The organism is Treponema sp. UBA753 (genome assembly GCF_002297325.1).
GTDB lineage: Bacteria > Spirochaetota > Spirochaetia > Treponematales > Treponemataceae > Treponema_D.
The window spans coordinates 1-13797 of record NZ_DBKJ01000086.1 but is presented as its reverse complement, the minus strand read 5'-3'; the positions used below and the strand labels follow the sequence as shown (position 1 = coordinate 13797).

Annotated in this window: 13 protein-coding genes and 2 tRNA genes; 1 reads left to right on the top strand and 14 read right to left on the bottom strand. The window is 38.1% G+C overall.

The genetic code is table 11. The features are described 5' to 3' along the window. Positions 1–78 precede the first annotated feature (78 nt). On the top strand, positions 79–432 hold the full coding sequence (locus tag B4C08_RS07715; RefSeq protein WP_296664256.1) for an Hpt domain-containing protein: 354 nt from the start codon (positions 79–81) through the stop codon (positions 430–432). 6 nt (positions 433–438) lie between these two features. Here the strand turns inward: B4C08_RS07715 and B4C08_RS07710 are convergent, their stop codons facing one another. The 14 genes from B4C08_RS07710 to B4C08_RS07645 form a co-directional block, all read right to left on the bottom strand. Further along, positions 439–2088 carry a putative manganese-dependent inorganic diphosphatase gene (locus B4C08_RS07710; protein ID WP_296664255.1) on the bottom strand — a complete coding sequence of 550 codons (1650 nt, stop codon included), beginning with the start codon at positions 2086–2088 and terminating at the stop codon, positions 439–441. Positions 2089–2159: 71 nt separating this feature from the next. Continuing rightward, positions 2160–2233, bottom strand: a tRNA-Asp gene (locus B4C08_RS07705). A gap of 69 nt (positions 2234–2302) precedes the next feature. Continuing rightward, complete coding sequence (locus B4C08_RS07700) at positions 2303–3061, bottom strand: amino acid ABC transporter ATP-binding protein (RefSeq protein ID WP_296664254.1); 759 nt, start codon at positions 3059–3061, stop codon at positions 2303–2305. Continuing rightward, complete coding sequence (locus tag B4C08_RS07695) at positions 3045–3719, bottom strand: amino acid ABC transporter permease (RefSeq protein ID WP_296664253.1); 675 nt, start codon at positions 3717–3719, stop codon at positions 3045–3047. The genes B4C08_RS07700 and B4C08_RS07695 overlap by 17 nt, the downstream gene beginning before the upstream one ends. Before the next feature lie 67 nt (positions 3720–3786). Further along, complete coding sequence (locus B4C08_RS07690; protein WP_295799870.1) at positions 3787–4557, bottom strand: amino acid ABC transporter substrate-binding protein; 771 nt, start codon at positions 4555–4557, stop codon at positions 3787–3789. 17 nt (positions 4558–4574) lie between these two features. Continuing rightward, entirely contained in the window at positions 4575–6014 is a 1440-nt protein-coding gene (argH, locus tag B4C08_RS07685; RefSeq protein ID WP_296664252.1) for an argininosuccinate lyase, read from the bottom strand. A gap of 1 nt (position 6015) precedes the next feature. Then, a complete protein-coding gene (locus B4C08_RS07680; RefSeq protein WP_013700694.1) occupies positions 6016–6390 on the bottom strand; it encodes a metal-dependent transcriptional regulator in 375 nt (124 codons plus the stop codon). 188 nt (positions 6391–6578) lie between these two features. Then, on the bottom strand, positions 6579–7310 hold the full coding sequence (locus B4C08_RS07675; protein ID WP_296090890.1) for a GTP pyrophosphokinase: 732 nt from the start codon (positions 7308–7310) through the stop codon (positions 6579–6581). Between the two features lie 97 nt (positions 7311–7407). Then, on the bottom strand, positions 7408–9378 hold the full coding sequence (htpG, locus tag B4C08_RS07670) for a molecular chaperone HtpG (protein WP_296090892.1): 1971 nt from the start codon (positions 9376–9378) through the stop codon (positions 7408–7410). Positions 9379–9558: 180 nt separating this feature from the next. Next, positions 9559–9631 (bottom strand) — tRNA-Asn (locus B4C08_RS07665). A gap of 47 nt (positions 9632–9678) precedes the next feature. After that, positions 9679–10713, bottom strand: coding sequence for a hypothetical protein (locus B4C08_RS07660; protein ID WP_296664251.1), 1035 nt, complete (start codon positions 10711–10713; stop codon positions 9679–9681). Beyond that, the gene (locus tag B4C08_RS07655; protein WP_296664250.1) at positions 10701–12107 is read right to left on the bottom strand and encodes a hypothetical protein; all 1407 of its coding nucleotides are present in this window, start codon (positions 12105–12107) and stop codon (positions 10701–10703) included. The genes B4C08_RS07660 and B4C08_RS07655 overlap by 13 nt, the downstream gene beginning before the upstream one ends. Before the next feature lie 67 nt (positions 12108–12174). Beyond that, positions 12175–12780, bottom strand: coding sequence for a penicillin-binding protein activator LpoB (locus B4C08_RS07650; RefSeq protein WP_296090899.1), 606 nt, complete (start codon positions 12778–12780; stop codon positions 12175–12177). Continuing rightward, on the bottom strand, positions 12781–13545 hold the full coding sequence (locus tag B4C08_RS07645; protein ID WP_296090901.1) for a hypothetical protein: 765 nt from the start codon (positions 13543–13545) through the stop codon (positions 12781–12783). Positions 13546–13797: the final 252 nt, after the last annotated feature.

Genomic DNA, 13797 nt, shown 5'->3' with positions numbered 1-13797 from the left:
GTCAAGCCCGATAATGACATAAAATCATAAAACTCGAAGTTTGGGCTAATTAAGCAGTTTTATTTTGGGAGGGATTTTGTGGATTTGATAAATGAACTGAAAGAACTCGACGCCGACATGGATTCTGCGCTTGAACGTTTTATGGGAAACAGCCAGCTTTTGGAAATGATGCTGAAAAAACTTCTTACTTCAATTGAACAGAACAGCGGAATTGAATGCGACATTGCAAATGGAAATCTTAACAATGCAATTTCCAAAGCGCACACACTAAAAGGTAACACGGGAAATCTTTCTGTAACTCCGCTCTACAAAGCTTACACGGAAATTACAAATCTTCTGCGCCAAGAAAAAATTCCAGAAGCCAAGGAAAAGCTTCAGGAAATTCTCCCGGTTCAGAATAAAATTATAGAAACAATAAAAAAATATCTGTAAAAACTTTTAATTTACTTTTGCAGTCAATTCAGAAAGCAAAGGAATCAGTTGTTTTTTTCTCGAAACAATATCTTTCATATAATAAATGTGCTCATCACGTTTCGGGAAATTTATAACGGCTTCAAATTTCGGTTCGCTTGCCAAAAACATTATCGAACTTAATTTTGTTATGTCCGTTACAAGAAGCGCACTGAACAAAGCTCCTTTTGATTTTCGTTCCTGCTCAAGGCAATCAAGGAATTCTTTTTTGCGCTCAACAATTTCACGTGTGCTGTCAACTTCTATCTGGCTCACAGAATATTTGAATTTATTTTCAGAATATTCTTTCATATCCTGATGCACAACTTCTTCTGCAGAACGTCCGTCTATATGGCTTCCGCTTTTTATAATGTCGTTTCCCAAAGTTTTTATGTCAAGTTCTGTAATGTTACTCAAATATTCAGCGGTAAGAACATCATATTCTGTCGTTGTCGCAGACTGAAGAATCAGAGTGTCGCTAAGAATTCCGCACAAAAGAATTGAAGCCATGTCTTTCGGAATTGAAATTCTGTTTTCGCGGTAAAGATTCGCAATGATTGTGCTTGTTGAGCCGACTGCTTTGTTTATAAAGTTAATTGGAATTCGAGTTGCAAAAGTGTTTATTTTGTGATGGTCAATAATTTCCTGAATTATATAATTTTCAATTCCCTCAACCGCCTGCTGCGGCTCATTGTGATCTACCAAAATAACTTGAATATTCGCTTCGTGCAGTAAATCACTTTCGCTGATTATTCCAATGACTTTAAAATCATCGTCAACCACAGGAAGGCATCTTGCAGGACTTTGGGCAAGCTGGGCGCGGATTTTTTGAACTGTATCACTTGCTTTCACCGGAAGAATTTTTGTGTCAGCCATAGAACTTACAGGCGAAGAATATTCTACAAGCATTGCGGTTGCAACAGTGCTGTCATGGCCGGAAATAATTGAAACCTTATTTTTACGGGCAAGCTCCCTAAGTTCTTTTTTTATAACATAATCTTTTGTAACAATTACAGCGCGCACTTTTGCTTCAATTGACATTTTTTGAATATCTTCACGGTCGCCTGTAATCACGACAATGTTTTCACTTTTATGCTCAGAAAGAAGATTCTTGAATGAATCAGCATCGTCATCGCCAACCATCAAGGAGCATTTGAAATAATCGTCCGCATCAAATTCCACAATCGGAACTGCGCCCAAAGTTTTTTCTATAAGCTTTATGCTTGTTAAAAAAATGTCGTCTTTCTTTGGACTTAGAATTTTAAATGAATTCAAAGCAAATGCGTTATAGTTCAAAAGCCCCTGATAAGTTCCGTCCACATTGACAATCGGAAGAACAGAAGAATTTGTGCTTATCATTTTGTCCACAGCATTCCAAAGCGGAACATCCTGATCTACGGAAGAATATTCGCCGCTCATATAATATTCAGTCTTAGGAATTAAATCTGGAATATATTGTGGCGGTTCAACTTTAAATCTCTTGAAAATATATTCTGTCTGCGGAGCTAATTTTCCAGCGCGGGCGGCAACATATTCTTTTTTTCCAAGAAGATGCTTAAGCCTTGCATAGGCAGCCGCGGCAACAACTGAATCTGTATCAGGATTTCTGTGTCCGATTATGTAAACTTTATTTGTCATAAATTCCTCTAAGCAACATGATAACATCAAGGCAAAAAAAAAGCACCTGTATAAAAACAGATGCTTGACTTCGGGATGTACGAGACTCGAACTCGTGGTCTCCGGCGTGACAGGCCAGCGCGATAACCAGCTTCGCTAACACCCCAAAAGGTGATAATATCATATCAAAAAACAGTTTATATTGTCAATAGTTTTTCTTAAAAACTCTAAAAACTTATTTTTCATTAAAACGCTTTAGAAAAAGCTTTGTGCGCTCTTCCTTTGGATTTTCAATCACTTCTTTTCCTTGCTCAACAATAACTCCGCCGTCCATAAAAATAATTGTATCGCTTGTGTCTCGGGCAAAAGACATTTCATGCGTAACAACAACCATCGTCATTTTTTCCTCGGCAAGCTCACGGATTACAGAAAGAATTTCTCCTGTCAGCTCTGGATCCAATGCAGAAGTCGGCTCGTCAAAAAACAAAACTTCGGGCTTAAGCGCCAACGCACGCGCAATAGAAACACGCTGCTGCTGCCCACCAGAAAGTTCGCAAGGATAGCACAACGCTTTTTGCTCAAGATTCATTTTCTTTAAAAGTGAAATAGCAGTTTCTTCCGCTTCAGATTTTTCTTTTCCAAGGACAACTCTCTGCGCCTCGGTAATATTTTTTAAAACTGAAAAATGCGGAAAAAGATTGAAATTCTGAAACACAAGCCCAACGTTCAAACCAATTTTTCGCAAAGTTTTTTTATCGATGTAAACGCCGTCCTTGACCATGTTTTGTCCGCAAATAGAAATTGAGCCGTCTGTAATTTTTTCAAGCTGGCAAACACAACGAAGCAACGTAGATTTTCCGCTTCCGCTCGGACCGATTATTCCAAGAACTTCTCCTTTATGCAAGGAAAATGAAACACCTTTTAAAACTTCGAGTTCGCCAAAATTTTTTTTCAGATTTTCAACTTTTATAATTTCACTATTTGTAGTATCCAAGTTTTTTCTCCGTGAAGTCAAATGCTTTAGAAACAGCCCAGTTCATTACAAAATAAAAAACACCTGCAATAAAAAGCGGCATAACACTAACAAGACGTCCGCTCTGAGTCTGGGCAACGTGAAAAAGCTCAGCCACGCCCAAAACCTGAACAAGCGCAGTGTCTTTTACAAGAGTAATAACTTCGTTTCCCATTGGCGGAATTATGCGTTTTACAACCTGCGGAATTATAATTCGAAAGAAAGTCTGATTCTTTGTAAAGCCCAAAACTTTTGCAGCTTCATACTGACCAAACGGAATGGACTGAATTCCTCCACGGTAAATTTCCGCAAAATACGCCGCATAATTTATAACCATCGCCACAATCGCAGCCGTAAATCTGTCAAAGCCAATTCCAAAAATCATCTGGGGCGCAAAATAAACGAAAATAAGCTGAAGCATAAGGGGCGTTCCGCGGATTATCAGCAGAAAAAGATTTGTAACTCCAGCCACAATTTTTACAGCCGACATTCTTCCGAAGCAAATAAAAAGCGCAAGCGGAACAGAAAAAATCAGAGTAAGAAAAAAAACTTCCAAGCTGACGCAAGTGCTCTGGAGCATTACAACAAGAAGATTTCCAATTTTGATTCTTAGAAAATATTCAGATAAAAATTCAATCATTTAAATTTTACTTTAGAAAAATGCGCCCGGAATTTTTCCAGACGCAAAAACATTTTACAAAATATAATTATTTTCCGATTGTGGAAATATCAGAGCCAAACCACTTTGTTGAAATTTTTGCAACAGTTCCGTCAGCCTGCATTTCCAAAAGTGTTTTTTGAACTTTATCGCGAAGAGACTTGTTTTTTTTGCTGAATGCAATTCCGTATTCTTCAGGAGCAAGGGTTTCATCAAGAATAACAAGCGGCTTCTTTCCCTGCGTAATGCTATATCCGGCCACAACCAAATCCATTACAACTCCATCAAGATTTCCAAATTCAAGGTCGTTGAGAGCAGTAACATTTTCTTTGAACTCAACAATTTCCTTTAGGCTTTTTTTGAAATCTGGCGCACCGTCAATTGCTTCCTGCGCAGAAGAACCAGCCTGAACTCCGACTTTTTTTCCTTTTAAATCTGCAAGCGATTTTATCTCGCCATCATTGCGGACAACAACGACCTGCGCATTTGCAAGGTAAGGTTCAGAGCAAGCCATTGCGCGTTTTCTTTCTTCAGTTAAAGTAAGTCCATTCCAAATGCAGTCGATTTTTCCAGTGTTAAGCTCCATTTCTTTTGTGGACCAGTCAATCGGCTGGCAAACAAGCTCAAGTCCAAGACGAGATGCAACTTCGCGGGCAAGGTCAATGTCATAGCCTACAATTTCATTATTTTTATCGCGGAATCCAAGCGGCGGAAATGAATCATCAAGTCCAAGAACAAATTTTCCAGATGATTTCTTTTTTGCGCTCGCCATTGAAAGGCAAACCATAAGTCCACAAATAACTGCAACAATTTTTTTCATTTTGAAAACTCCTAAAATTATTTTTTTAAGCCTTTTTTACAAAATGCAATCAAAGCTTTTATTTGAACTGAAGTTGATTCAGAAGAAGGCGCACCGATTGTCTTTCTATTTTCCACACAGGCTTCCGGTGAAAGAATTTCATAAACGTCATCTTCAATCAGCGGAGAACATTTTTTAAATTCCTCCACGCACAAATCTTCAATTTTTGAAAGTCCTGCATCAATTGCCATGCGAACAGCTTTTGCAGAAATTCCATGCGCCGTTCTAAACGGAACTCCCTTGCGCACAAGATATTCAGCTAAATCCGTGGCATTTGCAAAACCGCCTTCACAGCTTGCCGCCATTTTTTCAAGATTCCATTTTGCAGAAGAAATCATTGCTGTAAAAACTTTTAGGTTCGCCTCAACAGTGTCAAAAGCATCAAACAAAGGCTCTTTGTCTTCCTGTAAATCCCGGTCATAAGCAAGCGGAAGACCTTTTACCATTGTAAGAAGATTTATCAAATCGCCGTAAACTTTTCCTGTTCTTCCGCGGATTAATTCAGCAAAGTCTGGATTTTTTTTCTGCGGCATAATTGAAGAGCCAGTTGACCATTTTTCACTTAGCTCAACAAACGAAAATTCTGTTGTCGACCACAATACAATTTCTTCGCACATCCGGCTTAAGTGGCTTTGAAGCAATGCAAAATCCGAAGTGAATTCTATGCAATAGTCTCTGTCAGAAACTGTGTCCAAGGAATTTTCAGTAACTCCAGAAAATCCAAGTTTCTTTGCAACAAGCTCACGGTCAAGAGGCAAAGTGCTTCCCTGCAAAGCTCCAGAGCCAAGTGGAGATTTTTCAATGCGCTTAAGTGAATCTTCAAGACGTTCCCAATCGCGCACAAGCATAGAAGCCCACGCCAAAAGATGCTGCGCCAAAGTTCCAGGCTGGGCATGCTGCATGTGAGTATAACCTGTCAACAAGGATTTTTTATTTTTTGAAGCAATTTCAGAAAGAGTTTTTATAAGAGTTAAAATTTCATTCTGAATGCAAGGAATCATGCGGCGCAAATAAAGACGCTCGTCCAGCGCAATCTGATCATTTCGGCTGCGTCCTGTATGAAGTTTTTTTCCAGGCTCACCAATGCGGTCTGTGAGAACGGCTTCAACAAATGAATGAATATCTTCCGCGCTATAATCAATTTTCAACTCGCCGGAAAGCAAATCCTTTTCAATTGATTTTAAACCTTTTACAATTTCAGAACTTTCTGATTTTGAAATTATTTTCTGCTCGCCAAGCATTTGCGCATGGGCAATCGAACCGTGAATATCATCAAGAGCCATTCTTTCATCAACACGGATAGAAGTTTCAAACTCAACCGCAGCGGCATCCGGTCCTTCTGCAAATCTTCCGCTCCAAAGAGCAGCGTGATTGTCGCCAGTCAATGTGCCATGATTTTTTCCATTTACGTCTGACATTTTATTTATTTTGCTCCATCCATTTTTGAATTCCGTCTTTTATATCTTCATCAATATCATGCTCAATTCTGCACGCATTTTCTTCCGCATGAGCTTTGTCAACGCCAGTAATTTTTACAAGAAAATCTGTGAGAAGAACATGGCGCGCATAAACGGACTCGGCCTTTTTCTGTCCTTTTTCAGTCAATTCAAGAGAACCAATATGGCCAGTTGTAATATATCCGTTTTCGCCCAAAATGCTCATCGCCCGGCTTACACTAGGCTTGGAAACACCAAGACGCTTTGCAACATCAACGGATCTTGCAACTCCATTTTCTTCTTTTAATCTAAGAATTGCCTCAAGATAGTCTTCACCGGACTCATGTAATTCTGACAATTGAATCTCCCAAAAAGCCAACGAACAAAATCTTGACTTTTTAAACGCATCTGCAATCAAATGCGCAGTTGATATAAGATTTTTATCTAAAAATCACCAAACGGAAATTTCTAAGACAAGCATATCATACTATAGAAAAAAAAAATTTTCTAGTAATGCCAAGAATTCAAAAGAAAACATCTAGCAAACTAATCCAAAGCCTGAAGTTCAATTGCAATTTCTTCCATTTCGCGATCGGTCATTGCAATTGTTTCTGCGCATCTTAAAAGCTCGCGGCGAATTCCGGCTGGAATATGCGATTCAGTCTTGTATCTAAGCTCATGCTCAAGGCTCGCCCAAAAATCCATTGCAATCGTTCTAAGCTGAATTTCAACAGGAACTCTGTGCTCAGTATTAGAAAGGTAAACAATTGTTTCAACAACAATATGCAGGCTTCTATAGCCGGACTCCTTGGGCTCTTTTATGTAATCTTTTTCCTTCAGAAGTTTTATATCCGGCTGCTTTAAAAGAATGTCTTTTATTGTGTAAATATCTGAAATGTAAGGGCAGATTACACGAACGCCAGCAACATCAGTAAGATTTTCTGTCATGGACTCAAATGTAAACGGCAACTTCCGCTTTTCGAGTTTTTCAGCAATGCTTTCTGGAGATTTTATTCTGGACTTTATTGTTTCAATCGGATTTCTTCTGCCTGTAACTTTATACTCTTTGTTTAAAATTTCAAGTTTTGTAACAACCTGCTTTATTGCGCTTTCATAAATCATCATAAGCTTCTGAAATTCAAAAGCCATTTTTATAAAGTCATTGGGATTCATCGAATTGATTTCGTTCAATGACGAAATTTTTGCAAGTTCTTTTCCCTGCAAATGATCGTTGTCGTGTTCCACTAAATACTCATCAGGAGTTTCAATTTTTTCCATATCTAAAAAATAAAAATGCGCAATTATCGTTACAAATGATTTTTCATTAAAAAAGCAAAAAGCCTTCCAGAAAAACTGGAAAGCCTTTTTATGCAATTTATTCAGCAAGTAAAGAATTCAGTGATTTTACAAAATCAGCCGGATCTTTTAATTCCGCTCCGCTTACAAGAAGCGCCTGATCAAGAAGAACTTCGCTTACATTTTTTATAAAGTCTTCCGAAACAGAACCTTCCAGTTTTTTTACAATCGCGTGGTCTGCATTTATTTCAAGAATCGGCTTTACAAAATCTCCACCGCCTTGTCCCATTGCTTTCATCATGCGTTCCATCTGAAGGCTCGGGTCATTTTCATCCACAACAATGCAGCTCGGACTATCAGAAAGACGCTTTGAGAGAACAACATCCTTTACACGGCCTTCAAGAGCTTTCTTTATTTTTTCCTGAACAGGTTTGAACGCTTCCTCTTTTTTCTTAGCCTCTTCCTTGTCGACTCCAAGCTCTTCATCACTTCCGGCGCGGTTCACTGCTTTCAGCTCAAAGTCTTTGTATTTTCCGTATGCAGGAATAACAATATCGTCTATGTCATCCGCCATAATAAGAACTTCAAACCCTTTCTTTTTATAAGCCTCAAGCAACGGAGAAGAGCGTAGATTTTTTTCATCACTTCCGCTGATATAGTAAATTGATTTCTGATCAGGTTTCATGCGCTGAACATAATCTGCAAAACTTGTCCATTTGTTTTCGCCATTGCCTTCATCTGCAGTTGACTTAAAACGGATTATCTCGGCAATTTCATCGCGGTTTGCAAAATCAGAATAAAGGCCTTCCTTCAAAGGACGGTTATACGACTTTACAAAATCGTGCCATTTTTCAACAGTTTCTTTTTCATCATCAGAAAGGTCAGTTTTTGCCTCAAGTTTTTTTGCCTCGTCACCAAGTTTTTTGAATTCACTTAGAAGTTTTTTTACAGACTGAGTTTTTATAGTTTCAAGAATCCTGTTTTGCTGAAGAATTTCACGGCTCACATTCAAAGGCAAGTCTTCTGAATCAATAACGCCGCGGATAAAACGCAAATAAGACGGCAAAAGCTCACGGTCATCGTCAGTTATAAAAACGCGCTTTACATAAAGTTTAACACCGCTTTTATAATCAGCCTGATACATATCGAACGGCGCAGTGCGTGGAACATAAAACAAAGTCGTGTATTCCTGAGTTCCTTCCGCATGGGTGTGAACGTACATAAGCGGATCTGTTCCGTCATGGCTGATTGTCTTATAAAAGTCATTGTAGTCTTCTTTTTTAAGCTCACTCTTGTTCCGCTTCCAAAGCGCACTGGCAGAATTCACCTGCTCAACTTTATTTTCAGTTCCTTCAGCTTTTCCGTCCTTGTCATACTTTGTCTGAACATAATGAAGATAAATCGGGAAAGCAATGTGATTTGAATATTTTTTTATAAGTTCGTCAATTTTCCATCTTGAAGCATAATCTTTAGAATCGTCATTCAAATGAATTTCAATAACGGAACCTACAGTTTCAGCCTTGTCAAATCCATACTGGCAGTAGGCTTCTGATTTTTCTGTTAGTTCTTCAATTTCGTAGGAATTTGTTCCATCGCTTGACCAGTGCAGAACTTTTCCATCGCCGGCAGCTTTTCTTGTGTAAACATCAATTTTGCTTGCCGCCATAAATGCGCTGTAAAACCCAACACCAAACTGTCCAATCAAATCTGAAGATCCAGTTCCGTTTTTAGAAAGCATATCGATAAAAGCTTTTGTTCCAGAACGTGCGATTGTTCCCAAATTATTTGTAAGATCTTCTTCGTCCATTCCAATTCCAGAATCCTGAACTGAAAGAATCTTTTTTTCTTCATTGAATGAAATATCTATGCGCGGATTAAAAGGAATGTCCTTATATTTATCATCAGAAACTGTAAGATATTTTAATTTATCCAGCGCGTCCGAAGCATTCGAAACAATTTCACGCAGAAAAATATCCTTGTTTGAATACATTGAATGAATAATAAGTTTTAAAAGCTGATTAACTTCCGTCTGAAACTGATACTTTGCCATGATTTTACTCCAAAACTTTTCAAGCTGAAAATCTTCAATAAAAATAAGAAATCAAGCGAAAAAAGTTCTACATTTTAAAATTTTTTGATTGCCAATAAATATAATAAAAATTCAAGAAAAAAACAAATTTTAACTGCAAATTTAAAACAAAAAAGACAGCCAAAACAGCTGCCTTATATGCGCCCCCTGCTGGGCTTGAACCAGCGACACATGGATTAACAGTCCATTGCTCTACCGACTGAGCTAAGGGAGCATTCAGTTACGAATGTATAAATATATTACAGAAAATGTATTTATTTGTCAATAATGAACTACAATATTCTGCAAAAATTTTCTAAATTCTTCTGTGGAATTTCCTGCCGCACGAGCTTCAATAGCACGCATAGCACGGTTCTGGGCATCAGAATAAGAATTGCTGGAATTTCTTCCGTCAAATGAAAGCGTAAAAAGATTTTGCACAAATGCAGAATCCTTCAAATCAGCTTTAAAAGTGTATCTGCACTGCACTGAACTTTTGTCCTTTGGAATATTCTGTTCAAAACTCATGCTTCCTGTAAACGAATAGCGTTCATTTTTTTCCTGCGAAGTTCTGAATCCAAACGAATTCAGCATTTTTGCATAAGCGGAACGAGCCCTGCCGTCAGGATCATTCTGAAAATAAACATAAACAGGAATTTGTTTTGCAATCTGAAGAAGCATCGCATTTATATCAGCGGCACTCTCAGTCTGTTTTTCTAATTCGGAAGCCTTATCAAAATCTATAACAGAAAGGCGTGAAAGATATTTTTCATTTAAAACAGAAATTTCACGCGCAAAGTCAATCCGCGCATAATTTTCAAAAGAAAATTCATCATCAGTTTCGCCATTCAAAAGTTTTTTGATTTCCGCATTGTTTTTTTCAATCATATTAGAATAAAGAAGCGAAGTTTTCGGCTTGTCAAGAACCGCAATAACATAAATGTTTTTTTCAGCATCAGTCCAATATTCTTTGATTTCAATGCCAACAAGAGAATCAACATCGACTTTTCGCATTATCTTTGAATTGAAATTCTGAGCCTTTGCAATTGCAACTTTTCCTTCATTGCTCGCCTGTTCCATTCTTGAAGAAGACACAGAAGCCGAAGCAACATTCTGCTCAAAAACAGAGGCGATTCCTTCAACCGCAAGGAGTTCTGCCTGAGATTTGTCTTTTGCTTTTCCAACATAAGAAAGATATTTTTCAGGATCATAAACTTTTTTCGGAACACTTACCCAGACAGGCTCTTTTACGCGGGCAGCAAAACAAACTGAAATTCCGCAAACAAGCAAAACAAAAAAATTAGTTATTTTATACATATTGACTCCACAATAGTCGGACGGCCAGCAGTTACTTCTAAATTCTCAAAAGTCTCTGTTCCGACAAGATTTTCATTTGTATCAAAATATTCAACCTTCGCTGAATAAATTCCAGGCTTCAACGTAAAACCTCCGCCAGCCGCAAAACTCGGAAAATAACGGCATTGGCGAATATCCGCAGTTTCAGCAAAATCCACAGCATCAAGAGCTTTTGTAACTGCAATTTCTGTAATTGACCGGAACTTTTCAGGAGTAGCTCGTATAGCGACAGCGGCAGAAGTTACAGCAGCAGCTTTTTTTGTTGTGCTGCGGAATATACTTCTTATAAAATCCTTGCGGGCTTTTAAAGCAACATCTTTTTGAACAGCCTCATCAAACCATTCAATAAGATTAAGCCGTACAGTGCTTCCATCAGAAAGCGTAACTTTTATAGAAGAAATTGAATCGCTAGGTTTTATAATATTGCCGTTTTCATCTGCTTCAACATAAGGATAAACATATTTCAGCCTGAAAGCCGGAATCGTAATGCCTCCAATCGTTACAGAAGTTAAAAAAATTGGAGTTCCATTTGCCGCGAAACTTGGAAAATAAACAGTTCCTTCTTTACGGCGAATAATTTTTCCAGCTAACGAAACAAAATCCAGTCTTCCCATTCCAGAAGGAATTTTCAAGTCGTCTCGCAAAGAAGCGCATTTTACGCCGCGGTTTATCGCTTCATATTCCCGAACATGAAGTTCTGGAGTTCCACTTTTATCTTGAATATACATCAATGCCGCAAGATAATGTGCAAATGCAGAATCTTTATAGACATCTGCTTCCGTAGGTTTGCGCGGAGTATGCCTATAAACTTCACGCATATTTACATTCATTGTCTTTGCAGAGTCGGCAAGAGTTTCAGTATCTACATCCAAATCCTGCAAAGCAAGCTCGCCATATTTTGAAATATATTCCTTTTGTTTATTTTCAATTTTTCTGATTTCAACAAGAGCTTCATCAAATTCACCCATGTTGTAGTAATTCAAAGAATTAAACGCATTTAACAAAAGATATTCATAAACATTTCCAGTATAGTCAGAAATATTTTCATTTAAGGAAACTGCGCCAGTCGTTTTTGAAATGCTTTTTGTGTAAGCATCTTCTATTTGACGGTCAGTCTGATTAAAATCTTTTGAGGACTGCAAATAATTTTTTGAATAATGATTTAGAATCGCCACATCAAGAGCTTTGTCTATCGGCGGATTTTTTTTATTTATTGATTTTTGAATAACGGAAGCGCACGCTGAATAATTTTCTTCGGAAAAATATTTTTCAGCTTCTAAATCAACTTTTGTAGAAGCGCATCCAGCTAGAAAAAAAAATACAAAAAGCAAAGAAAGAAGCGAGAGCTTTTTCATGAAAACTTCTCCGATTAAAAGTAAATGGCATCTCCAGAAAATTCTGAAGATGCCTGTTTTGTGCAAATTAGAGCTTTGCTTTCTGACGTTTAATAACTTTCTTTATGCTGTCATTTTCTGCCATCCAAACAATTTTATTTGTTTTAATGTCATGCAACTCTGCATAAACATAGTAAGTTCTTACAGTTTTATCGCCAGCAGACTGAACAATTGTCTTAACAGAACCTTTAAGCATGAAGTCAGCTCCAGTTTCCTGATCCATTTCTTTTGCAGTATCGTAAGTTGAATGGTCAGCCTGATCAGCCTTTTCCTCTCTAAGCGCCTGTCTTTCTGTGCTGCTAGAAACAAATTCCATAACACCAGAATTAATTATTGCAGTTTGAAATTTCTTTTCGACAATTGAAGTGTCAATATGCTCGCTGCTCTGATTGCGTATAGAATCAATTATAACAACTGGAGCATGTCCCTGTTGTCCTTCAAACTTTGCAATTCTAGGAGAACTTATACATTCTTCAATAAGTGAATCACAAACGATACGAACATCAGATTCATTCCAGTAGCCGTCTAAATCAATGACCTCATCAGAATCAACGCGAGAAACTTTTGTACTTCCGCATGAAACCATCATAAGGCCACTAAAAACAGCTGCAAACAAAAAAGCAAACTTCTTCATTTAGAATTCAGCTCCAGGCTCTTCATCATCATATTTTACTGTATCTGTTTCTGCATCATAAGATATAGAACTTACATTTGCATCTGAACCTGAATCCTCATTAAGAATAGTCTTTTCGATTGATCTTGTGATGAGTTTCATAAGAAGAGGATCCTGTGCTGTGTTTTCAGGAAGATCCTGCATTGCTGCATTAATCTGTCTCTGATACAAGTCGCTCTTCAAAGCCCATACTGAATAGTATGTATACATTGTTTTGTAATCAGAATCAGCCTTTGGTTTTGCAGATTCAGAGAAGCGGCTCTTAATCCAGTATGAAGCGATTTTTTCAAGACCGTTTACACGTACATTTGAAAGAACTGTTGTAACATCTTTGAGAGCCTTGTCGCTTTTTGTTGTATCAATGCTCTGTTCTGCTTTCAAAGAAGCTTCTGTAGCACGTCCAATTGAAGTGCTGATAGACTGCGCAACATTGCTCTGAAGTTCAACTTTATCTGTCCAGTTCTGGAGGAAATCCAAATCCGGACCGTTTGAGTTGAAGCTCCAAACCATATAGCCATCAAGATCAAGTTCTTTTACAATCTGTCTTTTGTTATTGTCACCTACAGCAACAACCCAATTCGGTACTTCTGCGCCTGTAGCTCTTCCCTGCCAATCCAAACGCTCATAAGCTCCTGTTACAACTTTTACAGTTTCTTTTGTTGTTCCGCATGAAGCAAGTGCTATTACTGAAAAAGCAACAGCTACACATTTAACTAAGTTTTTCAATTTAAAACCTCCGATTCGAGAATAATACTATAAATAATGAAATGTTGTCAATTAAGAGCAAGTTAAAAATCATAGCTTTTTAAAAGATGAAACTAAATGCCGTTGCGCGCTGGCAGTGCCACGGATGGGGAAAAGAAAGCCCCCACGGAGAGTCGTCCGGGGGGGGCACTTGAAAGATGTATGAAAGAAGCCGGCCGCTACCTGCTTTCCCGCCGGATGGCAGTATCATAGGCGCAGGGGAGCTTGGCTTCC